This window comes from Arthrobacter sp. HS15c, from assembly GCF_040812005.1.
GTDB lineage: Bacteria > Actinomycetota > Actinomycetes > Actinomycetales > Micrococcaceae > Arthrobacter.
Map to the genome: position 1 here is coordinate 113,222 of NZ_JBFOHM010000010.1, position 23,355 is coordinate 136,576.

General features: G+C 66.8%; 23 protein-coding genes. 15 read left to right on the top strand and 8 right to left on the bottom strand.

All coding sequences use genetic code 11. The features are described 5' to 3' along the window. The first annotated feature begins 77 nt into the window (after window positions 1-77). The 7 genes from ABV518_RS17400 to ABV518_RS17430 all read left to right on the top strand — a co-directional run bounded on the left by ABV518_RS17400 (window position 78) and on the right by ABV518_RS17430 (window position 8,086). Window positions 78-1,571, top strand: a complete 1,494-nt coding sequence (locus ABV518_RS17400) for a fumarylacetoacetate hydrolase family protein (protein WP_367769320.1) — start codon at window positions 78-80, stop codon at window positions 1,569-1,571. After that, window positions 1,564-2,223, top strand: a complete 660-nt coding sequence (locus ABV518_RS17405) for a GntR family transcriptional regulator (RefSeq protein WP_367769323.1) — start codon at window positions 1,564-1,566, stop codon at window positions 2,221-2,223. The genes ABV518_RS17400 and ABV518_RS17405 overlap by 8 nt, the downstream gene beginning before the upstream one ends. 39 nt (window positions 2,224-2,262) lie before the next feature. Further along, window positions 2,263-3,777, top strand: coding sequence for a 5-carboxymethyl-2-hydroxymuconate semialdehyde dehydrogenase (hpaE, locus tag ABV518_RS17410; RefSeq protein WP_367769326.1), 1,515 nt, complete (start codon window positions 2,263-2,265; stop codon window positions 3,775-3,777). Between the two features lie 34 nt (window positions 3,778-3,811). Next, a complete protein-coding gene (hpaD, locus tag ABV518_RS17415; RefSeq protein WP_367769329.1) occupies window positions 3,812-4,894 on the top strand; it encodes a 3,4-dihydroxyphenylacetate 2,3-dioxygenase in 1,083 nt (360 codons plus the stop codon). A 2-nt stretch (window positions 4,895-4,896) separates the two neighbouring features. Further along, entirely contained in the window at window positions 4,897-5,682 is a 786-nt protein-coding gene (gene hpaH / locus ABV518_RS17420) for a 2-oxo-hept-4-ene-1,7-dioate hydratase (protein WP_367769332.1), read from the top strand. Continuing rightward, window positions 5,667-6,500 (top strand): aldolase/citrate lyase family protein, encoded by an 834-nt coding sequence (locus ABV518_RS17425; protein ID WP_367769335.1) that lies wholly within the window; start codon window positions 5,667-5,669, stop codon window positions 6,498-6,500. The genes hpaH and ABV518_RS17425 overlap by 16 nt, the downstream gene beginning before the upstream one ends. A gap of 83 nt (window positions 6,501-6,583) precedes the next feature. Next, complete coding sequence (locus tag ABV518_RS17430; RefSeq protein ID WP_367769338.1) at window positions 6,584-8,086, top strand: NAD-dependent succinate-semialdehyde dehydrogenase; 1,503 nt, start codon at window positions 6,584-6,586, stop codon at window positions 8,084-8,086. Here the strand turns inward: ABV518_RS17430 and ABV518_RS17435 are convergent. From ABV518_RS17435 to ABV518_RS17465, 7 genes are all read right to left on the bottom strand, one after another. Then, window positions 8,083-8,454: a hypothetical protein gene (locus ABV518_RS17435; RefSeq protein ID WP_131134636.1), complete on the bottom strand. Its 372-nt coding sequence runs from the start codon at window positions 8,452-8,454 to the stop codon at window positions 8,083-8,085. The two genes, ABV518_RS17430 and ABV518_RS17435, sit on opposite strands and share 4 nt — an antisense overlap. Before the next feature lie 146 nt (window positions 8,455-8,600). Beyond that, a complete protein-coding gene (locus tag ABV518_RS17440; RefSeq protein WP_310164926.1) occupies window positions 8,601-9,026 on the bottom strand; it encodes a helix-turn-helix transcriptional regulator in 426 nt (141 codons plus the stop codon). Window positions 9,027-9,041: 15 nt separating this feature from the next. Further along, window positions 9,042-10,016: a DnaJ C-terminal domain-containing protein gene (locus ABV518_RS17445; protein WP_367769343.1), complete on the bottom strand. Its 975-nt coding sequence runs from the start codon at window positions 10,014-10,016 to the stop codon at window positions 9,042-9,044. Window positions 10,017-10,297: 281 nt separating this feature from the next. Beyond that, entirely contained in the window at window positions 10,298-10,987 is a 690-nt protein-coding gene (locus tag ABV518_RS17450) for a nucleotide exchange factor GrpE (protein ID WP_367769346.1), read from the bottom strand. Window positions 10,988-10,989: 2 nt separating this feature from the next. Next, entirely contained in the window at window positions 10,990-12,873 is a 1,884-nt protein-coding gene (dnaK, locus tag ABV518_RS17455; RefSeq protein WP_367769349.1) for a molecular chaperone DnaK, read from the bottom strand. A gap of 257 nt (window positions 12,874-13,130) precedes the next feature. Next, entirely contained in the window at window positions 13,131-13,364 is a 234-nt protein-coding gene (locus ABV518_RS17460; protein WP_367769352.1) for a hypothetical protein, read from the bottom strand. 211 nt (window positions 13,365-13,575) lie between these two features. Continuing rightward, window positions 13,576-14,307 carry a TetR/AcrR family transcriptional regulator gene (locus ABV518_RS17465; RefSeq protein WP_367769357.1) on the bottom strand — a complete coding sequence of 244 codons (732 nt, stop codon included), beginning with the start codon at window positions 14,305-14,307 and terminating at the stop codon, window positions 13,576-13,578. 125 nt (window positions 14,308-14,432) lie between these two features. Between ABV518_RS17465 and ABV518_RS17470 the strand changes: the two genes are divergently transcribed. Continuing rightward, complete coding sequence (locus ABV518_RS17470) at window positions 14,433-15,362, top strand: NAD-dependent epimerase/dehydratase family protein (protein WP_367769360.1); 930 nt, start codon at window positions 14,433-14,435, stop codon at window positions 15,360-15,362. Window positions 15,363-15,371: 9 nt separating this feature from the next. Here ABV518_RS17470 and ABV518_RS17475 read toward each other — a convergent pair whose 3' ends face one another. Further along, window positions 15,372-17,576 (bottom strand): MMPL family transporter, encoded by a 2,205-nt coding sequence (locus ABV518_RS17475; RefSeq protein ID WP_367769363.1) that lies wholly within the window; start codon window positions 17,574-17,576, stop codon window positions 15,372-15,374. 169 nt (window positions 17,577-17,745) lie between these two features. Here ABV518_RS17475 and ABV518_RS17480 point away from each other — a divergent pair, with 169 nt between their 5' ends. The 7 genes from ABV518_RS17480 (at window position 17,746) to ABV518_RS17510 (ending at window position 23,352) form a co-directional block, all read left to right on the top strand. After that, window positions 17,746-18,261: a MarR family winged helix-turn-helix transcriptional regulator gene (locus tag ABV518_RS17480; RefSeq protein WP_367769366.1), complete on the top strand. Its 516-nt coding sequence runs from the start codon at window positions 17,746-17,748 to the stop codon at window positions 18,259-18,261. 58 nt (window positions 18,262-18,319) lie between these two features. Further along, a complete protein-coding gene (locus tag ABV518_RS17485) occupies window positions 18,320-19,138 on the top strand; it encodes a methyltransferase domain-containing protein (RefSeq protein WP_367769369.1) in 819 nt (272 codons plus the stop codon). Between the two features lie 108 nt (window positions 19,139-19,246). Then, window positions 19,247-19,699: a hypothetical protein gene (locus ABV518_RS17490; RefSeq protein ID WP_367769372.1), complete on the top strand. Its 453-nt coding sequence runs from the start codon at window positions 19,247-19,249 to the stop codon at window positions 19,697-19,699. Window positions 19,700-19,709: 10 nt separating this feature from the next. Further along, the gene (locus ABV518_RS17495) at window positions 19,710-19,889 is read left to right on the top strand and encodes a UPF0758 domain-containing protein (protein WP_367769375.1); all 180 of its coding nucleotides are present in this window, start codon (window positions 19,710-19,712) and stop codon (window positions 19,887-19,889) included. A gap of 20 nt (window positions 19,890-19,909) precedes the next feature. Continuing rightward, on the top strand, window positions 19,910-20,533 hold the full coding sequence (locus tag ABV518_RS17500; RefSeq protein ID WP_367769378.1) for a LysE family transporter: 624 nt from the start codon (window positions 19,910-19,912) through the stop codon (window positions 20,531-20,533). Between the two features lie 123 nt (window positions 20,534-20,656). Beyond that, window positions 20,657-21,229 carry a low molecular weight protein-tyrosine-phosphatase gene (locus ABV518_RS17505; RefSeq protein WP_367769381.1) on the top strand — a complete coding sequence of 191 codons (573 nt, stop codon included), beginning with the start codon at window positions 20,657-20,659 and terminating at the stop codon, window positions 21,227-21,229. After that, on the top strand, window positions 21,226-23,352 hold the full coding sequence (locus ABV518_RS17510; protein WP_367769385.1) for a chorismate-binding protein: 2,127 nt from the start codon (window positions 21,226-21,228) through the stop codon (window positions 23,350-23,352). The genes ABV518_RS17505 and ABV518_RS17510 overlap by 4 nt, the downstream gene beginning before the upstream one ends. The last annotated feature ends 3 nt before the right edge of the window (window positions 23,353-23,355 follow it).

The following is a 23,355-nucleotide window of genomic DNA, read 5'->3' on the forward strand; positions in this document are numbered from 1 at the left end:
GGAAAGGTGTTGACGGATCCGGCAGTCCGGGTCCATAGTGATTCGTATACGATTTCGTACTCGATGAGGAGTAACTCTTGGAACAGGTCACCGACCACATCCTGGCCGCGGCCCGCAAGGTCATCGCGGTGCATATCAACTACCCCAGCCGGGCCGCCCAGCGCGGCCGCACGCCGGAACAGCCCTCCTACTTCCTGAAGCCGGCCTCCTCGCTGGCTACCGGTTCGGTGGGGGCCCCTTCCGTTGTGGAGCGCCCGGCGGGCTGCGAACTCCTCGGCTACGAAGGCGAGATCGCCCTGGTGATCGGCAAGCCGGCCCGCCGCGTCGGCCTCGAGGATGCCTGGAGCCACGTCGAGTGGGTCACCGCCAGCAACGACCTCGGCGTCTACGACCTCCGCTACGCGGACAAAGGCTCCAACCTCCGCTCCAAGGGCGGCGACGGCTTCACCCCCGTCGGCCCGGGACTGATCGCGGCAGACACGGTGGACCCCGCCGGACTCCGCGTCCGCACCTGGCACAACGGCGAACTGGTCCAGGACGACACCACCGAAGACCTGCTCTTCCCGTTTGCCCGCCTCGTCGCCGACCTGTCCCAGCTGCTCACCCTCGAAGAGGGCGACATCATCCTGACCGGCACCCCGGCCGGCGCCTCCGTTGCCAAGCCGGGCGACGTCGTCGAGGTTGAAGTCAGCGCCGGCGATGCCACCACCGGCCGCCTGGTCACCCGGGTGGAGGAAGGCACGACGGCGTTCGCGGACTTTGGTGCCCAGCCCAGGACCGATGATGTGCAGCGGGAGGAAGCGTACGGTTCGCGGGAAGCGGCAGGCCTTTCGCCTGACCAAAGCGCCGCCGTCGGGCCTGTCCTGACTCCCGAGCTGAAAGCCAAACTGGAGAGCGTCTGCACCGCCACCCTCTCCTCCCAGTTGCGCAAGCGGGGGCTGAACAACGTCAGCATCGACGGGCTGACCTCCACCCGGCCGGAGAAGCGGATCGTGGGCCTCGCCCGCACCCTGCGTTACGTGCCCAACCGCGAGGACCTGTTCAAGACCCACGGCGGCGGCTTCAACGCCCAGAAGAAGGCGATCGATTCCGTGAACCCGGGCGAGATCCTGGTCATGGAGGCCCGCGGTGAGAAGGGCACCGGCACCATCGGCGACATCCTGGCCCTGCGCGCCCAGGTCCGGGGAGCTGCCGCCATCATCACCGACGGCGGTGTCCGGGACTTCTCCGCCCTGGCCGCAATGGACATGCCCACGTACTACGCCAATCCGCACCCCGCTGTCCTGGGCCGCCGGCACATCCCGTGGGACACCGACATCACCATCGCCTGCGGCGGCACCACCGTCCAGCCCGGCGACATCATCGTGGCGGACTCCGACGGCATCCTGGTGATTCCGCCGGCCCTCGCCGACGAACTGGCGGACGACTCCATCCAGCAGGAAAAAGAAGAGACGTTCATCTTCCAGATGGTCCAGGAAGGCAACAGCGTCGATGGGCTGTACCCCATGAACAAGGAATGGCAGGCACGCTTCCTGGAGTGGCAGAGCCGGCAAGGAGCCCAAGGTGACTGAGACCGCCGTCGAAAGTAAGTCCCAGCAGGCGTATGCCGCCGTCAAGGCCCGGATCGTGGAGGGCACCTACACCCCGGGATACCGGCTGGTCCTGGCCGGCCTGGCCAAGGACCTCGGCTTCAGCGTGGTCCCGGTCCGCGAAGCCATCCGCCGGCTCGAGGCCGAAGGCCTGGTGAAGTTCGAGCGGAACGTCGGTGCCACGGTGTCCGGGATCGACCCCACCGAGTACCTCTACACGATGCAGACCCTGAGCATCGTGGAGGGCGCCGCCACTGCCCTGTCCGCTCCGCTGATCGGGGAAGCGGACATCGCCCGGGCACGTGCTGTGAATGAGGAAATGCGCGACTGCCTCCAGCACTTTGACCCCATCCGCTTCACCCGGCTCAACCAGGACTTCCACAGCGTCCTGTTCGAGCACTGCCCCAACCCGCACATCCTTGACCTGGTCCACCGCGGCTGGAACCGGCTCGCCTCGCTGCGGTCCTCGACGTTCCGCTTTGTTCCCGGCCGTGCACACGACTCCGTGGACGAACACGAAGCCCTCCTGAAGCTCATCGAAACCGGTGCCGACGCCGACACCATCGAAAAAGCCGCCCGGCTCCACCGCTCCGCCACCCTGGACGCCTACCTGGCCCAGGCCAAGAACATCTGACAGTCCCCAGACCCGCACGAAAGCAGTAAGGAAACAACAATGACGTTCACTGCAGCAGACACCGCCACGCACTACGTGCCGCAGGACCTGCCCACCCACATCCAGCACTACATCAACGGCGAGTTCGTTGACTCCGTGGGCGGGAAAACCTTCGACGTCCTGGACCCGGTCTCCAACACCAACTACGCCACCGCCGCGGCCGGCCAGAAAGAGGACATCGACCTCGCCGTCGCCGCCGCCCGCGAAGCGTTCACCAATGGCCCGTGGCCGAAGATGAAGCCGCGCGAACGCGCCCGCATCCTGAACAAAATCGCCGACGCCGTCGAGGCCCAGGAAGAGCGCCTGGCCGAACTGGAAACGTTCGACACGGGTCTGCCGATCACCCAGGCCAAAGGCCAGGCCCTGCGCGCGGCCGAGAACTTCCGCTTCTTCGCGGACCTGATCGTCGCCCAGTTCGACGACGCCATGAAGGTCCCCGGCGCCCAGATCAACTACGTGAACCGCAAGCCGATCGGCGTCGCCGGCCTCATCACGCCGTGGAACACCCCCTTCATGCTGGAGTCCTGGAAGCTCGCCCCGGCACTGGCCACCGGCAACACCGTGGTCCTGAAGCCAGCCGAGTTCACGCCCCTTTCGGCCTCGTTGTGGGCGCAGATCTTCAAGGACGCTGGCCTCCCCGACGGCGTGTTCAACCTGGTCAACGGCCTCGGCGAGGAAGCCGGCGACGCCCTCGTCAAGCACCCCGACGTCCCGCTGATCTCCTTCACCGGCGAGACCACCACCGGCCAGACGATCTTCCGCAACGCCGCGGCCAACCTCAAGGGCCTGTCCATGGAACTCGGCGGCAAGTCACCCTGCGTGGTGTTTGCCGACGCCGACCTCGACGCCGCGATCGACTCCGCCCTGTTCGGGGTCTTCTCCCTTAACGGCGAACGCTGCACGGCCGGCTCCCGCATCCTGGTCGAACGCGCCATCTACGACGAGTTCTGCGAAAAGTACGCCGCCCGGGCCAAGAACATCGTCGTGGGCGACCCGCACGACCCCAAGACCCAGGTGGGCGCACTCGTCCATCCGGAGCACTACGAGAAGGTGGCCTCTTACGTGGAGATCGGCAAGTCCGAAGGCCGGCTCCTGGCTGGCGGCGGGCGGCCCGAGCACCTGCCGGAAGGCAATTACATCGCACCCACGGTGTTCGCCGACGTCGCCCCCGATGCCCGGATCTTCCAGGAGGAAATTTTCGGCCCGGTCGTCGCGATCACCCCGTTCGAGAACGACGACGAAGCCCTCGCCCTCGCGAACAACACCAAATACGGCCTCGCCGCCTACATCTGGACCCAGAACCTCACCCGCGCGCACAACTTCTCGCAGAACGTCGAGGCCGGCATGGTGTGGCTGAACAGCCACAACGTCCGCGACCTCCGCACCCCGTTCGGTGGCGTCAAAGCCTCGGGCCTGGGCCACGAGGGCGGCTACCGCTCCATCGACTTCTACACCGACCAGCAGGCAGTCCACATCAGCCTCGGTTCCGTCCACACGCCCAAATTCGGCGCCTAACCACCCGACCCCCTTTCAAAGAAGAGAGAATCCGATGACAAACTTCGTCCCCACCCCAAACGCCCCGGCACCGGACATCGTCCGCTGCGCCTACATGGAAATCGTGGTCACCGACCTCGCCAAGTCCCGCGCGTTCTACGTGGACCTGCTGGGCCTGCACGTCACCGAGGAAGACGAGAACAACATCTACCTGCGCTCCCTCGAGGAGTTCATCCACCACAACCTGGTGCTCCGCAAAGGTCCCATCGCCGCCGTCGCCGCCTTCGCCTACCGGGTGAAGTCCCCCGCCGAAGTGGACGCCGCCGAGGCGTACTACAAGGAACTGGGCTGCCGGGTTGAGCGCCGCAAGGAAGGCTTCACCAAGGGCATCGGCGACTCCGTCCGCGTCGAGGACCCGCTGGGCTTCCCCTACGAATTCTTCTACGACGTGGAGCACGTGGAACGCCTCACCCAGCGCTACGACCTCTACTCCGCCGGCGAGCTGGTCCGGCTGGACCACTTCAACCAGGTCACCCCGGACGTCCCCCGCGGCCGCAAGTATCTGGAGGACCTCGGCTTCCGCGTCTCCGAGGACATCCAGGATTCCGACGGCGTCACGTACGCCGCGTGGATGCACCGCAAGCAGACCGTGCACGACACCGCCCTGACCGGCGGCAACGGCCCGCGCATGCACCACGTCGCGTTCGCCACGCACGAAAAGCACAACATCATCCAGATCTGCGACAAGATGGGCGCCCTGCGCATCAGCGACAGGATCGAACGCGGCCCCGGCCGGCACGGCGTCTCCAACGCCTTCTACCTTTACATCCTGGACCCGGACGGCCACCGCATCGAGATCTACACCCAGGACTACTACACCGGCGACCCGGACAACCCGGTCATCACCTGGGACGTCCACGACAACCAGCGCCGCGACTGGTGGGGCAACCCCGTGGTCCCGTCCTGGTACACAGAAGCCTCCCTGGTCCTGGACCTGGACGGCAACCCGCAGCCGGTCGTCGTCCGCGAGGAGAAGAGCGAAATGGCCGTGACCGTGGGCGCGGACGGGTTCTCCTACACCCGCAAGGAAGGTACTGACGGCGCGGTCGAGGGGTTCAAGCTCGGGGCGCAGGTCTAGCCATGCTGGACGTGAAGACGATCGAGGCCATCGCCGACGAGCTGCTGGAGGCCGGGCGTTCCCGGACTCCGGTGCCGCGGCTCACCACACGCTACCCGGAGATGACGGTGGAGGACTCCTACGCCGTGCAAAGGCTGTGGCGGGCCCGGAACGAGGAAGCCGGCCGGACGCTCGTGGGCAGGAAGATCGGCCTCACTTCCAGGGCCATGCAGGCCGCCACCGGCATCACCGAGCCGGATTACGGCGCCATCTTTGATGACATGGTGCTCGAAACCGGCTGCTCGGTGGCCTGGGACAAGTACACGCATCCGCGCGTGGAGGTGGAGCTCGCGTTTGTCCTGAAGGACGCGCTCAAAGGCCCGGGCTGCACCATCTTCGACGTCCTGAACGCCACAGACTACGTGGTTCCGGCCCTCGAGATCCTGGACTCCAGGATCGAAATGGAGGGCCGGACCATCGTGGACACCATCGCGGACAACGCCGCGATGGGAGCCATGGTGGTGGGCGGGCGCCCGGTGAAGCCCGACGCCGTGGACCTCCGCTGGGTCTCGGCCATCCTGTATAAAAACCAGACAGTGGAGGAGACCGGCGTGGCCGCGGGAGTCCTGGACCACCCCGCCAACGGCGTGCACTGGCTGGCCAACAAGATCGCCGCCCACGGCGACGGCATGAAGGCCGGCGACATCATCCTCGCCGGCTCCTTCACCCGCCCGCTGTGGGTGTACAAAGGCGATACAGTCCACGCCGACTACGGACCACTGGGGAGCATCACATGCCGCTTCGAGTAGAACCGGACGCCACGTTCCGCGACGCCCTCCGCAGTCAGAACGGTAAAGCAGGCCGCCCGCTGGCCGGAATGTGGGTGTGCTCCGGCAGCCCGCTCATCGCAGAACTCTGCGCCGGGGCCGGCCTGGACTGGCTCCTGGTGGACGCCGAGCACAGCCCCAACGGGCTCGAATCCATCCTCGCCCAGCTGCAGGCCATCCACGGCTACCCGGTCCACACCCTGGTCCGGCCGCCGGTCAACGACACCGTGGTGATCAAGCAGTACCTGGACCTCGGCGTGCAGAACCTGCTCATCCCCATGGTCAACTCCGTGGCCGACGCCGAAGCCGCGGTGGCCGCCACCCGCTACCCGCCCCAGGGCGTCCGCGGCGTCGGCTCCGCCCTGGCCCGCGCCGCACGCTGGAACCGGATCCCGGACTACCTGGCACGCGCTTCGGAAACCGTCAGCGTGACCGTCCAGATCGAATCCGCCGCGGCCGTCGAAGCCGTGGCGGAAATCCTGGCCGTGGAGGGAGTGGACGCCATCTTCCTCGGCCCGTCCGACCTCGCCGCTTCCATGGGCGTACTGGGACAGCAGGAACACCCTGACGTCCGTGCCGCCGTCGAACACTGCCTCGCCGCCGCCAAAGCAGCCGGCAAACCGGCCGGCGTTAACGCCTTCAACCCGGCCACCGCACGCAGCTACATGGCATCCGGGGCCTCGTTTGTCCTGGTGGGCGCCGACGTCGCCATCCTGGCCCGCGGCTCCGAAGCCCTCGCCGCCGAGTTCATCCCCGCTGCAACGGTGGTTGAGCCTGCCGAAACCCCCGCCAGCTACTGACACGAAACCCGGTGGTTGAGCCCGTCGAAACCCCCGCATCTCGACAAGCTCGATCACCGTCCCCGACCTAAAGGACTCCCCCGATGACACTTTCTGTGATCTCCCCTGCCATTTCGCCGGAGCGCGAGGCCGCCCTCCTCGCCTCCGTCCCCACCGGCCTGCTCATCGGCGGTCAGTGGGTGGACGCGTCCGACGGCGGCACGTTCGACGTGAACGACCCCGCCACGGGGAAGGTTCTCGCCACCCTCGCCTCGGCCACGAGCGAAGACGCCGTCGCGGCGCTGGACGCCGCGGACAAGGTCCAGGCGGCCTGGGCACGGACTGCGCCACGCGTGCGGGCTGAGATCCTGCGCAGGGCCTTTGACCTGGTCACTGAACGGGCGGAGGACTTCGCCCTGCTTATGACGCTGGAAATGGGCAAGCCGCTGGCCGAAGCCCGCGGCGAAGTCACCTACGGCGCGGAATTCCTGCGCTGGTTCTCCGAAGAAACCGTCCGTGACTACGGCCGATACCTCACCACCCCCGAGGGCAAAAACAAGATCCTCGTCCAGCACAAACCCGTCGGCCCGTGCCTGCTGATCACACCATGGAATTTCCCACTGGCGATGGCCACCCGCAAAGTCGCCCCAGCCGTCGCGGCAGGCTGCACCATGGTCCTCAAACCGGCCAAACTCACCCCGCTCACCGCGCAGTACTTCGCCCAGACCATGCTCGACGCCGGCCTGCCCCCAGGGGTCCTGAACGTTGTCTCCTCCGCCTCGGCTTCCGGCATCTCCGGCCCGCTCCTGAAGGACTCCCGGCTGCGGAAGGTGAGCTTCACCGGCTCCACACCGGTGGGCAAGCGTTTGATGGCTGACGCTGCGCAAAACGTGCTGCGGACCTCGATGGAACTGGGCGGCAACGCACCGTTCATTGTGTTCGAGGACGCGGACCTGGACAAGGCCGTCGAAGGGGCCATGGCCGCAAAGATGCGGAACATGGGCGAAGCCTGCACCGCCGCCAACCGGTTCCTCGTCCAGGACACCGTCGCACCCGAATTCACCCGGAAGTTCGCCGCCGCCATGGGCGCCCTCACCACCGGCCGCGGCACCGACCCCGGCACCCAGGTGGGCCCGCTCATCGACGCCGGCGCCCGCGACGACGTGCATGCACTGGTGAGCGCCGCCGTCGACGCCGGAGCCACCGCCCTCACCGGAGGCACACCCGTGGACGGTCCCGGCTACTTCTACCCGCCCACCGTCCTGGCCAACGTCCCCAACAACGCAGCAATCCTCCGCCAGGAGATCTTCGGACCCGTCGCCCCGGTCACCACCTTCAGCACCGAGGAAGACGCCATCCGGCTCGCCAACGCCAGCGAATACGGCCTCGCCTCCTACCTCTACAGCCGCGACTTCAACCGGCTGCTGCGGGTGGCTGAACAAATCGAGTTCGGCATGGTGGGCTTCAACGCCGGCGTCATCTCCAACGCCGCAGCACCCTTCGGCGGAGTCAAGCAGTCCGGACTCGGACGCGAAGGCGGCTCCGAAGGCATCGCCGAATACACCACCACCCAGTACATCGGCATCGCCGACCCCTACGCCAGTTAGCCCATGGCCGGGGCCGCCGCCGTCCGGGAGCTGAACTGGCGGCGGGCCCAGCGGGCGAGCTTCTTGCCCTTGCCCTTCCACCAGTTGTCCTCGTCCGTGTCGTGGTGGAGCCGGAAAATGATGGCCACCATCACGAACATGGACATCACCACATCCATCCAGGACCAGGTGACAGCGCCGATCAGGACGCTCAACCCCGTGGACACAATCGACGGGATGGCCAGTGTCCGGAAGACGGTGGAAGCCACATACCGGCGGTGCGACCTCGGTACGGACAGAACGCGGACCATGTCGAAACAGACGCAGACCACCACCACCACCTGACCGATGGCAAGCAGGATCTGCCCCGGTACTGAACCGGCGAACATGATGAATGATGAACCAAACACTCGAATGCACCCCCAAAGGCTTGAAACCTGCGCTGTGAGACTCAGCTGCAGGTTCCATTCAAGCCAGGGGCGCCCGGCCCGTCACGAGTAGTGGGTACTCGAATTGCTGGTGGGGGTTCTACTAACTACTCGCCCAGGGCGCGGGGCCGCCAGACCACCACGGCCTGTGACCTCGCGCGGGGGCGCTGGCCGCGGGCCAGGCTGACCACGTCGCCGGCAGCGCCGGCGGCAAAGATCCGCGAGTCAAGGGGATCACGACGGCGGCCCAGCTCCTCGGTCAGTTCGGTCACCCTGCGCTGCAGCGCAGCCACCTGGTTTTCGAGTTCGAGGATCCGTTTGATGCCTTCGAGTGAAACTCCTTCGTGCGACAGCCGCTGGACTTCGCGCAGCATGTTGACGTCCCGCTGCGAGTAGCGGCGGGACTTGCCCGGGGCCCGGCTCGGCGAAACGATGCCCAGCCGGTCGTACTGCCGGAGCGTCTGCGGGTGCATGTCCGCCAGTTCGGCCGCCACCGAGATCACGAAGATCGGCTGGTCAGCGCTGATGTCCACGGTCTGCTCCGTTGCTTAGAGCCGGGCCTTGGCGGCCAGGCCTTCACGGACATCGGCGTCGGCCGTGGCCTCGGCAAAGGCCTTCACGGCAGCTTCCGCTTCCTTGTTCAGGTTTTTCGGAACCGCCACGTCGATGGTCACCAGGAGATCGCCGGTGACCTTGGAGGTCTTCACGCCGTGTCCCTTGACCCGGAGCGTACGCCCGGACGGTGTGCCGGCAGGTACGCGGACCTTGACCGTCTCGCCGTCGATGGTGGGCACCTGGATGTCGGCGCCCAAAGCGGCTTCCGGGAAGGTGACCGGTACGTGGATGCGGAGGTTGTCGCCGTCTCGCGTGTAAAAGTCGTGGGCCTTGACCGTGACAGCCACCATGAGGTCGCCGTTGCCTGCCGGTCCGGGCTGGCCCCGCCCGCGGACGCGCACCTTCTGGCCGTCCTTGATGCCGGCGGGGACGCGGACCTCGATGACGTCGCCGCTGGGTTCGCGCAGGCCGATGGTGGTGCCGCGGATGGACCCGGCGAAGGAAATGCTGGTTGTTGCGGTGCGGTCCGCGCCCTTTGTCGGCGGGCGCTGGAAACCTGTCTGGCCGCCGAACCCTCCGCCGCCGAACAGGTCAGCGAACTCGGGCGGAATGCCGCCGGACGTGCTGAACCCGCCAGCGTGCCGCCCAGCGTTTCCGGTGAAAAGGCCTCCGAACATGTCCTCGAAGCCGCCATTGCCGCCGCCGGCACCGCCGGGGGCGAAGCGCGCCCCGCCGCCCATGGCCCGGATGGCGTCGTACTGCTGGCGTTCGTCCGGATCCGAGAGCACCGAATAGGCCTCGGAGATGTCCTTGAATTTCTTCTCCGACGCAGCGTCCCCCGAGTTGGTGTCCGGGTGGTGCTGGCGGGCAAGTTTCCGGTAAGCCTTCTTGATATCGGCGTCGGAAGCGTCCTTGGCGATACCAAGGATCGCGTAAAAGTCCCTGTCCACCCAATCCTGGCTAGCCAATGGCGTTTCCTTTCTCGTTCAAACCTTAAATGCCCGGCGCGTTGATGCTCCGCTGGATAGGGGGCCGTGCCCGCTTCGCGGTGCCCGCCACGCCGCGGCCCCCTATCCAGCTGCGCTGCGCTCATCTCACCTTAGGCGAGACAACCGCCGAGCGACGGACGGATAAGGGGGCCCGGGAGTGGCATCGGGCCTGCCGGAGCTGGGTGGCTAAGGATCGCAGATCCTGGCCACCCAGCGTAGGGGCGGGGCCCCCTTATCCGTTCGGCGCGTTCACGAGCGGACTACGCCGGAACTGCGACGATGACCTGTGCGGCCCGGAGGACGCGTTCGCCTGACTTGTAGCCGGAGCGGAGCACCTGGCTGACGGTGTCAACTTCGATGTCCTCGCCGGGCTGCTGGATGAGGGCCTCGTGGATCGTGGGATCGAACTCCACGCCGGTCTCATCGATGCGGACCAGGCCGTACGTCTTCAGCGCATTCTCCAGCTTGGTGGCGATCGCGGCGAACGGTCCGTCGGTCAGGTCACCGTGCTGGCGGGCAGCGTCGACGTCGTCCAGGACCGGAAGCAGCGAGTTCAGGACGCCGATGACGGCCATCTCCCCTGCCACGGCACGGTCGCGTTCGACGCGCTTGCGGTAGTTGACGTACTCGGCCTGGAGGCGGAGCAAGTCGTTCTTCAGCTCGGCTGCCTCGGCATGTCCTGCGCCCTGGGCCACGGATTCCTCGGCCGGCACCTCGATGCCGTTGAGGATTTCCTCGGCCTGGGCCAGTGCGTCACCGTCGGTGTCGGCGGGCTCGGCGGCCGGCGAAGCCGCCTTGGCAGCCGATTCGCCTTCCGGGTGCCGTGCCTGCCCGGTCACCGGGTCAACCTTGCGGTTGTCCCGGATGACCGGCTCCTGGTGGCTGCTGCCGTTTTTGTCCCCGTGGTCGGATGAAGAGTTGTGCTCTTCCTCGTTACCGTGGTGCGGCATGGCTACTTCTTCGCTTCGTCTTCGTCGATGATTTCGGCGTCGACGATGTCTTCTTCGCCCGAGGCAGAACCCGTCTTGTCACCTGCGGGAGCGGCGCCTTCGGCACCTGCAGCGCCGGTGGCGCCGTCCGGTGAACCGGCCTGGGCGTAGATGGCCTCGCCGAGCTTGGACTGGGAAGCCTGCAGCTTCTCGAACGCGGTCTTCACTGCTGCGTCGTCCGTGCCTTCGAGGGCCTTCTTGAGGGCGTCGACGTCGGCCTGGACCTCGGTTTTGACCTCTTCAGGCAGCTTGTCGGCGTTGTCGGCGATCAGCTTGTCCACGGAGTAGGCGAGCTGCTCGGCCGTGTTGCGGGTGTCGGTCGCCTCGCGGCGTGCCTTGTCCTCCGCTGCGTGCTCCTCGGCGTCCTTGACCATGCGGTCAATGTCTTCCTTGGAGAGGCTGGAACCGCCCGTAATGGTCATGGACTGTTCCTTGCCGGTGCCCTTGTCCTTCGCGGAGACGTGGACGATGCCGTTGGCGTCGATGTCGAACGTAACCTCGACCTGCGGGACGCCGCGCGGAGCCGGCGCGATGCCGGTCAGCTCGAACGTGCCCAGCGGCTTGTTGTCGCGGGTGAACTCGCGCTCGCCCTGGAAGACCTGGATGGCCACGGACGGCTGGTTGTCGTCAGCGGTGGTGAAGGTCTCGGACCGCTTGGTGGGGATGGCGGTGTTGCGCTCGATCAGGTGCGTCATGACGCCACCCTTGGTTTCGATGCCGAGGGACAGCGGGGTGACGTCGATCAGGAGGACGTCCTTGCGCTCACCCTTCAGCACGCCGGCCTGGAGTGCTGCGCCAACGGCCACAACTTCATCCGGGTTGACGCCCTTGTTCGGCTCCTTGCCGCCGGCGAGTTCCTTGACCAGATCGTAGACGGCGGGCATGCGGGTGGAACCACCCACCAGGACGATGTGGTTGATGTCGGAAAGCTTGATGCCGGCTTCCTTGATGACATCGTGGAACGGCTTCTTGGTGCGCTCCAGCAGGTCCTTGGTGAGGTCCTGGAACTTGGCGCGGGTCAGCTGCTCGTCCAGGTGCACCGGGCCGTCGGGGGTGACGGACAGGTACTGGAGGGAAACGTTGGTGCTGGTGGAGGAGGACAGTTCCTTCTTGGCCTGCTCGGATGCTTCGCGGAGGCGCTGCAGGGCGATCTTGTCCTTGGACAGGTCGATGCCCTTGACCTTGAGCTGGTTCAGCAGGTAGTCCACAACGCGCTGGTCCCAGTCGTCGCCGCCGAGGCGGTTGTCACCGGCCGTGGAGCGGACCTGGATGGTGGAGAAGTTGTCTTCGTCCTTGCCAACTTCGAGCAGGGAGACGTCGAACGTACCGCCACCGAGGTCGAAGACGAGGATGAGTTCGTCTTCCTTGCCCTTGTCCAGGCCGTAGGCCAGGGCTGCGGCGGTGGGCTCGTTGACGATGCGCAGGACGTTCAGGCCCGCGATTTCGCCGGCCTCCTTGGTGGCCTGGCGCTCGGCGTCGTTGAAGTACGCGGGAACGGTGACCACTGCGTCGGTGACCTTTTCACCCAGGTACGCCTCGGCGTCGTTCTTCAGCTTCATGAGGATACGCGCGGAGATTTCCTGCGGGGTGTACTTCTTGTCGTCAATGGCGACGCTCCAGTCAGTGCCCATGTGGCGCTTGACGGAGGCGATGGTGCGGTCAATGTTGTTGACGGCCTGGCGCTTGGCGATCTCGCCGACCAGGACTTCGCCGGACTTGGAGAATGCAACGACCGACGGCGTGGTGCGGCCACCCTCGGCGTTGGCAATAACGGTGGGCTCGCCACCTTCGAGAACGGAGACGACGGAGTTGGTGGTTCCGAGGTCGATACCTACTGCACGTGACATGTGTTGCTTCCTTCTTTCCTTGGAAACTTGCTGGCGCCCACTCATTGAGCGTTCTGCACTCAACTTTACCCCGGGCCGGAAAGATGTCAATCCAAAGTTGAGTCAAGTACGCTCAACTCTGGATTCTCGACCGCAGGAAAGGCGTCACCTACCCCGGATTTCCGGGGTTTTCGTTTGGCCAGACAGGGCGTTCGGACCCGTTTCGCTGTGCGTGAACGGGCCGCGGTGGGCGATGCACAGAGGGGATGGGGTCCGTTCTAAGAGTTCCGGTCCTCATCCACCTCAACCTCGCGCGCAGTTCCAGACGTGCCCGCATCGCCGTAGTCGCCGTCGGGATATTCCCCGTCCACGGGCTGATCGGCGGGAGCCTCCACGCTGCCCGCGTCGCCGTAGTCGCCTTCGGTGTACTGCCCGCCTTCGCCTTCCAGCCCCGGGGCCGAACTGCCCTTGCGGGGCTGCCCGCCGGCTGCGGATTCACGGTTTTCGGTCATGGCGGCATCTCTCCCTTGAGCTTCCGCGTCCCTTCGGGCGCATTTGGAGTCTACTCAGCATGGAGCCGGCAAAACAGGGGCGGCCAGGACGCCGTCGGCGTCACGGACGGCACGCTTTTGCGGCTGCAACGATGTTTCCGGCGCGGAAATCCGGGAGGCACCACCTGCCGGAGCCGCCAAAAGCGTGCCCAGCGTGACGCCCCGCCGCCAATTAGCTCGACCGCAGCCCCACCAGACCCGCAAGCACGGTGAGATGGTGCTCAAAGAGTTCGTCGCGTGCACTGAAGGTATCCGGGCCGTACTGGCCGAATACCTCGAAACTGACGGCACCGAATATCGACGTCCACACGAGCGCGCCGTTCGCCAGGATCTCGCGGGGCACGGCAAGCCCAAGTTCGGTACGGATTGCGTCAAAGTCTGCGGACAAGGAAGGCACGACGGCGGCACTCGCCGCCGGCACCAGTGCACCGTCGCGGTGGGCGGCGTCAAAAATGCTGATCAGACGGAACACCACGCGAGTGCCCGGCATGGTGGTCCGCCCCGCGGGCGCCTGGTAGCCGGGCACCGGACTGCCGAACAGCAGCCCGTAGCGCGCAGGCTCGCGCAAGGCCCAATCCCGGACGGCCCTGCCGAGCGCCCTAAACCGGCCGGCGTGGTCGCCCGAAGGCACCGCGTCCACCGCCTTGTCGACGGCGTCGCCGAGTTCGCCGTAGGCGTCCACCAGCAGGAGGGTAAGGAGTTCGTCGCGGTTGGCCACGTAGCGGTAGACGGCCGAGGAGACCACGCCCAGGTCCCTGGCGACGGCCCGGAGGGACAAGGCCGCTGCGCCATGCGTGGCCAGGTGGTCCCTGCCCAGCAGGACGATGTCGGCGATGGTCTGGGCCCGGGCCCGTTCGCGCGGCGTCCGACGGGCGGTTTCCGCTTCCGCGGCAGCGTCACTCATGGCTCCAGCATCGCACAAAGCAGAGCACTGTCAACAATTGAGAGCACCGCTCTTGACATGTTCCCGGCGCAGGCGCAGGCTTAATAGAGAGCGGTGCTCTCTAGCGGAATCCTTGAGGCGAAATCATGAACGATGTCTACGTTGTTACCGGAGCCGGGCCCGTGGGCTGGACGGTCGCAGAGCAGCTCGCGGAGCGGGGAAAGAAGGTCCGGATCCTCACCCGGTCCGGCAATGGTCCCGAGCACCCCTTGGTGGAGCGGGTGAAGGCGGACGTGCAGGACGCGGCCCAGCTGCGGGACGCCTTCTCGGGCGCCACCGCCGTCTTTCACTGCATCCACGGCTCGTCCTACACGGAGGACGCGTGGCAGGCCGAACTGCCCGTTGCCGAGCAAAAGGTGCTGGCCGCGGCCGGCGGGGCGGGCGCCGTCGTCGTTTTTCCCGAGAGCCTCTACTCATACAGCGAGCCCGGACGCCCCATGACCGAGGCTGGGCCGCGGACGGCGCATGGAGGCAAGCGGGGCGTGCGGACCGCGCTGCTGGACGCGAGGAACGCCTCACCGACGGACACTGTCAGCGTGGTGGCCGGCGACTTTTTCGGACCGCGGGTCAGGACCTCCCACGCCGGCGAGCGCATGGTCCCCGCCGTGCTGGCCGGCAAGAAGGTGTGGGTGATCGGGAGCGCCGACCAGCCGCATTCGTTCACCTACGTACCGGACCTGGCCGCGGCGATGATCCAGGCAGCGGGGACGCCCCCGCTGTGGAACAAGGTGTGGCACGCCCCCACCGGCCCGGCAGTCACGCAGCGGCAGCTGGCCACAGCCTTCACCGACGCCGGCGGGGTGGCCGCCCCCAAGCTGGCAGGCATACCGGGCTGGGCGCTCAGCGCGCTCGGGGTGTTCTCGAAGGATGTCCGCGAACTGGCCGAATTGCAGTACCAGTTCGCTGAGCCTTTCGTGATGGACTCGGCCGCGAGCCAAGCAGCCCTCGGCCTGCGCCCCATGCCCCTTCCGGAAGCGGCTGCGGCCACGGTGGCCTGGTGGCGCGCGCAGGGCTAAGTGCGAGGCCTAGCGGCGGCCGGCGCCCTCCGGCTCGGCCTCCAAGGCGCCGGAGTCCCCCGCCAGGGCCGCATCCAGCTCCGGGCGCCCCAGCTTCGACGGCCACCAGATACGCGGGCCGATGTCGTATGCCAGTGCGGGGACCAGCAGCGAGCGCACCAGCACGGTGTCCAGCAGCACGCCGAAGGCCACAATGAACGCCAGCTGCACCAGGAACATGATGGGAATGACCCCGAGGGCAGCGAACGTGGCGGCGAGCACCACGCCGGCCGAAGTAATCACCCCTCCCGTCACGCCGAGGCCACGGAGGATGCCTGGCCGTGTCCCGTGCTTGAGAGACTCCTCGCGCACCCGGCTCATCAGGAAGATGTTGTAGTCCACGCCCAGTGCCACCAGGAACACGAACCCGAACAACGGAACGGTGGCGTCGGCGCCCGGAAATCCGAAGACATTGTTGAATACCAGAGCGGAGACGCCCATGGCAGCCGCATACGACAGCACAACGGAGAGCACCAAGAGGACAGGCGCCACCACGGAGCGAAGCAGCAGCATCAGGATGAACAGGATGACCACCAGCACGATGGGGATGATGATTACCAGGTCGCGCTGGGCTGTGGTGTTCGTGTCCAGCGCCGTGGCCGTCACGCCGCCCACCAGGGCGCCGGCGTCGATCGTTTGTACATCCTCACGCAGGACCCTGACGGCGTCCTCCGCCTCAATGGAATCCGCCGCAAAGTTGAGCGTGGCATTGATCAGCACCTTGCCTTCCCGGACGTCCGGTGCGCTGGGAGTCCCGGGGGCGCCAGTGATGGGCACACTGCCTGCAGCCAGGAGGTAGGCGCCCCCTACGCCGTCGGCCGCCTTCACCTTGGCCAGCACCTCGTCAGCCTTGCTTTGGTCCGCAACCACGACGGCGGGGCTGCCGCTGCCGGCGTCGAAATGGCGCGCCAGCGCGTCCTGGCCGTCCACCGCGTTGGAGGCTGAGAGGATGACGTCGGTCTGCGGCACACCGTTGGCCTTCAGCTGCAGCACGCCGGCAGAAGCCACGAGCAGCAGGAGGACCGATGCGACCCAGACCGTGCGCGGGCGGCGCGATACCAGCGAACCCGTGGCCCGCCAGATGCCCTTCTGCCCTTCGAGTCCGGTGACCAGCTCGGGCTCGCGCTCGCCCGCCGGAACGAGCTTGGGACGGAACGGCCAGAACGCCGCCCGGCCCAGGAGCGCCATCAGCGCAGGCAGCAGGGTCAGGGCCGCAAACAGCGAGCAGAGGATACCGGCCGCCGCCACCGGACCCAGCGCCTTGTTCGAATTGAGATCGGAGAAGAGCAGGCACAGCAGGGCGATGATGACGGTGGCGCCGGAGGCCAGGATCGGTTCGAACGAGGCCTTCCAGGCGGTCAATACGGCGGCTGTCCGGTTGGTGGTGTGGGTCAGCGCCTCCCGGAACCGTGCCACGTAAAGCAAGGCGTAATCCGTGGCGGCGCCGATCACCAGGATGGACAGGATGCCCTGGCTTTGGCCGTTGAGCTGGATCCAGCCGAGCTTGGCCATGCCGAACACCAGCAGGATGGCGGCGCACAGGGCGAAGACGGAGCTCAGGAGCACGGCAATGGGCAGGAGGAGGGAACGGTAGACGATCAGGAGGATGACAAACACCGCACCGAGCGCCACCAGCAGCAGGATGCCGTCGATACCGGCGAAGGCGCTGACCAGGTCGGCCGTCAGCCCGGCGGGTCCCGTCACAAAGGTCTGCATGCTTTCGGGCGCAGCCTCAGCGAGGAAGGCCCGCAGCTCCTGGACCGACTCCTTGGTCTCCCCGGAGGACCCCATCGGGGCGATGAACTGCACGGCCTTGCCGTCTTCCGACCGGATGGGGCCGATCACCGCGCTGCCGAGGTCCAGCTCTTCCAGGCCGGTTTTCAGGGAAGCCAGCTCGCCCAGCTGGGCAGGGCTGATGGCGGCCCCGCTCTCAATAACGATGACGGCCGGGATCTCGTCTGAATCGCGGAACTTCGCCTGCCAGTCCTGCGCGGCGGTGGCCTCGGCGCCGGCGGGAAGGAACGAGGCCTGGTCGTTGGAGGAGACCTCATCGAGCCGGCCGAAGGTTGGTCCGCCCACCCCGGCGATGGCCAGCCACGTAAGCACCAGCAGGACGGGAATGAGCCAGCGCAGCCAGAACGGGACCCTTGCGCTGTGTTGGGGACTGGATTTCATGATTCCTTCTGGGCTCGGGAACGGAAGCAATACAATTGATTCCATCATAGAGTATCTCCATCATAGAGATAAGTGAGTAGGCGATCGCAGTTGCGGAGAGTCCGCCCGGCCGGCATTGCTGGAGTAATATCCGTCAGGGCACCAGGCAAGCGAGCAGAGGAGGTGGAACATGACAGAGGAAGCGTTCCAGCGTCCTGCCAACTCCGCGCCGCAGTCCCTGGTCCGCCTGCTACAGGACTTCACGCTTGAGGCCAACCGCTACGTGGATACCGCGGGCGGCCGGAACGACATGCACCGGACGGACCTCAACGCACTCGCCGTCATCATGCGCCACACCGCGAAGGGCACGGTGGTCACTCCCGGCATCCTGCGCAAGGAGCTCCACCTCAGCTCGCCGGCCACCACCGCCCTGATCGACCGGCTGGACCAGTCCGGGCATGTGGTCCGCGAGCGGCTTGGCACGGACCGGCGGCAGGTCCAGCTCCGCATGACGCCCAAGGCGTTCCAGGACGGCGGAGCCATGTTCATGCCGCTCTCGCGCCACATGGGCACGGCCATGGCCGCGTTCTCCCCTGAAGAGCTGGAGCTCGTGACACGCTTCATGACCGCCATGGTGGAGGCCACCATCACGGCCCGCCAGGAAGCGGCCGACGGCGGCCCCGCCTCCGCCACACCGCCAGCCTAGGGCGAACGCGCGACGGCGGTTCCTCCCATTCGAAGCACCGCGGCGGTAGCGTTTGGTTATGAGTGCGGAGCAGCCCGGAGACGATGTGTACACCCACGGCCACCACGAGTCGGTGGTCCGCGCCCATGCCTCCAGGACCGCTGAGAATTCGGCGGCCTTTGTTCTCCCGCACCTCACACCCGGAACCTCAGTGCTCGACGTGGGCTGCGGGCCCGGGAGCATCACCTGCGATTTCGCAGGGCTGGTGGCGCCGGGAAAGGTCACCGGGCTGGACCGGTCGCCGGACATCATCGCGCAGGCCTCGGCGCTTGCCGCCGAACGCGGCGTGGACAATGCGGAGTTCCTGGCCGGGAACATCTACGACCTTGATTTCGAGGACGAAACGTTCGACGTCGTCCACGCCCACCAGGTGCTGCAGCACCTCACCGACCCGGTGGAGGCGCTCCGGGAGATGCGGCGCGTGGCAAAACCGGGCGGGATTGTGGCGGTGCGGGACGCCGACTTCCACGGCATGAGCTGGTACCCCGCCTTGCCAGAGCTGGACGAGTGGATGGATCTGTACCAGCGGATCGCCCGCCGCAACGGGGCGGAGCCCGACGCCGGGCGGCGCCTGGTTTCGTGGGCGCAGTCCGCCGGCTTCACCGACGTCGCCCCCACCAGCAGCAACTGGCTCTACGCCACCGGACAGCAGCGCCGCTGGCAGGCCCGCGTCTGGGGCGAGCGCGTGCTGCATTCCGCCTTCGCCGAGCAGGCTTTGGAGTACGGCTTCGCCAATGCCGCGGACCTCGCGCGCATATCCGCGGGCTGGCACCGCTGGGGATCCACCGACGACGGCTGGTTCCTGATCCCGAACGGCGAGGTCATCGCCCGGGCATAGGAATACTGGGCTGCCGCTACGCGGGCGCACCTTCTGGCCTGGCCCGACTTTTCCACATGGGGAAGTTCATCTCTGCCCCTCACCACTGCGCCCTTATAGCGTCATTCCATGATCATTCAGGCAGGCTTTGACCTCGAGATTCTTGCCCGCTTGTTGATAGTGCCCGAAGGCAATGTACTGCCCAAGCTCGTTGTCATTGAACTGGACGCCGACATGCAGTTCGCGGACATCCAGGTTGTCAGCCATCAATTCGGCGGGCGGCTGGAGCCCCATTTCGACGCCATCCTGCGCCAACTGAATACCGACAGGACACGCTACTTTGCCATCGCCCACGCCGGGGCCTGGCCGGAGTGCACGGCCGTCGACGCGCCGATTCTTGCAGAAGCGGAGGCGCTGCGAGCAAGTGCCTTGCAGCGCGGGTTCCTCATGATCGGGCATTTTGGCCTCGAAGGTGACGAATACATGTCCAATGGGCCGCACTACTACTTTGACCGCTACCACCTCAGCCTCCCTTGCACCATGGACCATTGGGTGCACTCAAGGCATGGCAAGTGTGGCTGACCCTTTTCGGATGACAGGTCTGCCTGAGAGCGCGCGTCCTCGGGAGAGGCTGCTTCGGTTGGGAATTGGGGCCCTCAGCGATCCGGAACTGGTGGCTATTCTGCTTGGTTCAGACAGGCCGGAAGGACTCACCCTGGTGACCGCCGATGAGGATCTCCAGGCATTTGGCCCCGTGACCACCCTGTGGTGAACGGGCACTAAACTTGGCAGGTGCAATTCTCCCTTTGGCTCGCCCTCGCGGGCGCCGGCGTCCTGGTCAGCTTCACTCCGGGTGCCGGCGCGATCAACACCATGAGCAACTCCCTGACGTCCGGATTCCGCCGGTCCATCTGGGGGATCCTGGGCCAGCAGGCAGCCCTGGTCCTCCACGTGATGATTGTTGCCCTCGGGGTGGGGGTGCTGGTGGCCAGTTCCCCGGTCGCCTTCAACGTGATCCGTTACGCCGGAGCCGCCTATCTGGTGTACCTGGGCATCCGCCAGTTCCTGGCCAAACCGCAACCCGACCAGGAAACGGCCGGGTCCCTCCGCAACGAGCCCGCCTGGTCCATGTTCCGGCGCGGCCTGTGGGTCAACCTGCTCAACCCCAAGGCGATCGTCTTTTTCCTGGCATTCATGCCGCAGTTCATCCGACCCGAACAGCCGCTCATGCCGCAGTACGTTGTGCTGACGGCCACGGTGGTCGCGATCGACATCCTGGTCATGTGGTTCTTTTTCGCCACTGCCGCCAAGTCGTTCCAGCGCTTCACGCACAATGCCCGCGGGCAGCAGATCCTCAACCGGATCTTCGGCGCCCTGTTTGTGGCTGTCGGCATTCTCCTTGCCCTGATCCACTGACCCAGGACCGCGCAGCGGCCCAAAATGAACAGTCGCAACCGTAATGTGACGGGTTTTGCAATTCTCTTTACGAATCCACGAAACATCCGGAAAACCGGCTAGCCAAGAGCGGTGGTATCAAGCATGCTTAGCACCATGAACTCATCGTCGAGCCCATACCGGATCATTGCCGTCTGCACCGGAAACATCTGCCGGTCACCCATGGCCGAACTGATGCTGGCCGCGGCACTGCAAGCGGAGGGGCTCGACTCCGCCGTGAAGGTGGACTCCGCCGGGACCACCGGCTACGAGGCCGGGCGTCCCATCGACCCGCGGGCGGCCCGCCGGCTCGCGGCCACGAAACTCACTTCCGACCGTCACATCGCCCGCGAATGGCAGGCCGGCTGGTTCCGTGAGCGGGACCTGATCCTCGCCCTGGATGTCGACCACTACGCCTGGCTGCGCGAATACGCTCCGGACCAGGAAGCCATGGACAAGGTCCGCATGCTGCGCAGCTTCGACCCGGCGGTTGCCCACAAGGACCTGCTGGACCAGGGCATCGAGGACCCCTGGTACGGCGGCCAGGCTGACTTCGACGCCGTGTGGCACCAGATCCACGCGGCCCTGCCGGGGATCATTGAGCACGTCCGGTCCGTCGTCGGGAACCAGGGTTGGCACCGGCTGCAGGAGCATCAGCAGGTACGCTCTATTTCATGACCCCCGCACCTGTGATCATCGCCATCGACGGGCGATCCGGCGCAGGGAAAACCACTCTTGCCATCGAACTTGCCGCCCGGCTGCGGAACCACCACAAGGTCGCCCTCTTCCACCTCGAGGACATCTACCCCGGCTGGAATGGCCTCGCCGCCGGCATCGAGCGCTACATCTCCACTGTCCTGACGCCCCTGAGCCACGGCGAACGCGCCACCTGGACCAGCTGGGACTGGGAAAAACACTACGACGGCGACACCCGGGTCACGCTGCCCGCCGAGATCGTGATCATTGAGGGAGTGGGCGCCGCAGCAGCCGGGGCCCGGCCGCTGCTCAGCGCCGTGATCTGGGCCGACTCCCCTGACGACGTCCGCCGGACTCGGGCGCTGGACCGTGACGGTGGAACCTATGAGCCGTTCTGGGACCAGTGGGCTGCCCAGGAGGACGCGTGGCTCGCCGGCGATGACGTCCCGGGCCACGCGGACATCCGCGTGCTGAACCAGGCGGACGGCGCGGCCCCCGCCGATGTCCTGCAGCTCCTGACCTACCTGCCCTCGCTGGCACCGGCATTGGTCCCTGAGCTGTCCGCCCGCCGGGGCCTCCGGCTCCGCGCGGAACGGCTGGACTGCCGCCCGGACGCGGCGGAACTCTTCGCCGGGCTGTACGGCGGTTCACTCAACGCCGTCTGGCTGGACTCCTCCAATGCCTCCTCGACCCCGCCGGTCGGGCAGTCCCCCGCCGCCGGGCGCGGCCGCTTCAGCATCCTGGCGGACGACGACGGCGTGTTCGGCCAGACGGTCACGCACCGGTCAGGCGAGAGCCAAATCGCCGCCGGCTGCGCCACCGCCCGGGTGCCGGGTCCTTTCTTCCGCTGGCTGGACACTGTCTGGGGACGCCGGGCGGTCCGCACTCCGGAGGGTTATCCCTGCGACTTCGCCCTTGGCTGGCTGGGTTGCCTGGGCTACGAGCTCAAGCGCGAAACCGGCGGCTCGGATGTCGCCGCAGCAACCCCGGATGCTGCCCTGATCTTCGCCGGCCGGGCCGTGGTCCTGGACCACGCCGAGGGCGCCGCCTGGCTGCTCGCGCTGGAGGCACCGGACACGGACGGCTGGCTGGAAGCGGCACGGAGCACCGTGCTGGCCGCGGCCGCAACTGCGGAAGCACCCTCAGCGGCCCAGCAAAATGGCGCGACGGCGGACCAGGCCGGCGGCAGCACCGCCGTCGTACGTCCGCCGGTGTTCAGCAGCCGCGACAGCGAGCCGGAGTACAAGGACAAGATCGTGGCCGCCCAGCACGAAATCGGCGACGGAAACTCCTACGAGGTCTGCCTCACCACCATGCTTTCGGCGCGCGTGCCCGCGGCGGAGGCTGCACCATGGAGCACGTACCTGGCCCTGCGCCGAAGGAACCCGGCGCCGTTCGCCAGCTACCTGCGGTTCGGCGGGCTGGCGGTGGCCAGCACGTCGCCGGAACGGTTCCTCAAGATAGCGTCCGACGGCGGCATGCGCGCCGAGCCTATCAAGGGCACCCGCCGCCGGGCCTCGGATCCGGTCCTTGACGCCCAGCTGCGCCGCGACCTGGAAACCTCGCTGAAGGACCGGGCCGAGAACATCATGATCGTGGACCTGCTGCGCAATGACCTCAGCCACTTCGCGGAACCCGGATCCGTCACCGTCAGCAGGCTGTGCGCGATCGAAAGCTACGCCACAGTGCACCAGATGGTCAGCACCATCGACGCTAAGCTGCTGCCCGGCTCGCCGCGGGCCGAGGCCGTGGCGGCGTGCTTCCCGGCAGGATCCATGACCGGCGCCCCCAAGATCAGCACCATGGCCATCCTGGACCGGCTGGAGCAGGGCCCCCGCGGCCTCTACTCCGGGGCGATCGGCTACTTCTCGCTCAACGGTGCCACGGACCTGGCCGTGGCCATCCGCACCCTGGTGATCGACACCGGCTCCGCGGACGTGGATGGCTCCGGGGACGGGGACGGCGGCGGGCCCGTGGCGGAACTGACGCTCGGCATCGGCGGCGCCATCACCTCGGACTCCGTTCCGGACGAGGAATACGACGAGATCCGGGTCAAGGCCTACGGCGTGCTGTCCACGCTGGGCGCGGACTTCCCCGAGGGCTAGGGC

Excerpts from the sequence above, each read along its gene's own strand:
- ABV518_RS17510 (WP_367769385.1), top strand. The coding sequence starts at position 21,226 with ATGACCCCCGCACCTGTGATCATCGCCATCGACGGGCGATCCGGCGCA.
- ABV518_RS17430 (WP_367769338.1), top strand. The coding sequence starts at position 6,584 with ATGACACTTTCTGTGATCTCCCCTGCCATTTCGCCGGAGCGCGAGGCC.
- ABV518_RS17465 (WP_367769357.1), bottom strand. The coding sequence starts at position 14,307 with ATGAGTGACGCTGCCGCGGAAGCGGAAACCGCCCGTCGGACGCCGCGC.
- ABV518_RS17450 (WP_367769346.1), bottom strand. The coding sequence starts at position 10,987 with ATGCCGCACCACGGTAACGAGGAAGAGCACAACTCTTCATCCGACCAC.
- dnaK (WP_367769349.1), bottom strand. The coding sequence starts at position 12,873 with ATGTCACGTGCAGTAGGTATCGACCTCGGAACCACCAACTCCGTCGTC.
- hpaH (WP_367769332.1), top strand. The coding sequence starts at position 4,897 with ATGCTGGACGTGAAGACGATCGAGGCCATCGCCGACGAGCTGCTGGAG.
- ABV518_RS17435 (WP_131134636.1), bottom strand. The coding sequence starts at position 8,454 with ATGTTCGCCGGTTCAGTACCGGGGCAGATCCTGCTTGCCATCGGTCAG.
- ABV518_RS17460 (WP_367769352.1), bottom strand. The coding sequence starts at position 13,364 with ATGACCGAAAACCGTGAATCCGCAGCCGGCGGGCAGCCCCGCAAGGGC.
- hpaE (WP_367769326.1), top strand. The coding sequence starts at position 2,263 with ATGACGTTCACTGCAGCAGACACCGCCACGCACTACGTGCCGCAGGAC.
- ABV518_RS17480 (WP_367769366.1), top strand. The coding sequence starts at position 17,746 with ATGACAGAGGAAGCGTTCCAGCGTCCTGCCAACTCCGCGCCGCAGTCC.
- ABV518_RS17485 (WP_367769369.1), top strand. The coding sequence starts at position 18,320 with ATGAGTGCGGAGCAGCCCGGAGACGATGTGTACACCCACGGCCACCAC.
- ABV518_RS17475 (WP_367769363.1), bottom strand. The coding sequence starts at position 17,576 with ATGAAATCCAGTCCCCAACACAGCGCAAGGGTCCCGTTCTGGCTGCGC.
- ABV518_RS17425 (WP_367769335.1), top strand. The coding sequence starts at position 5,667 with ATGCCGCTTCGAGTAGAACCGGACGCCACGTTCCGCGACGCCCTCCGC.
- ABV518_RS17470 (WP_367769360.1), top strand. The coding sequence starts at position 14,433 with ATGAACGATGTCTACGTTGTTACCGGAGCCGGGCCCGTGGGCTGGACG.
- ABV518_RS17490 (WP_367769372.1), top strand. The coding sequence starts at position 19,247 with ATGATCATTCAGGCAGGCTTTGACCTCGAGATTCTTGCCCGCTTGTTG.
- ABV518_RS17495 (WP_367769375.1), top strand. The coding sequence starts at position 19,710 with ATGACAGGTCTGCCTGAGAGCGCGCGTCCTCGGGAGAGGCTGCTTCGG.
- ABV518_RS17505 (WP_367769381.1), top strand. The coding sequence starts at position 20,657 with ATGCTTAGCACCATGAACTCATCGTCGAGCCCATACCGGATCATTGCC.
- hpaD (WP_367769329.1), top strand. The coding sequence starts at position 3,812 with ATGACAAACTTCGTCCCCACCCCAAACGCCCCGGCACCGGACATCGTC.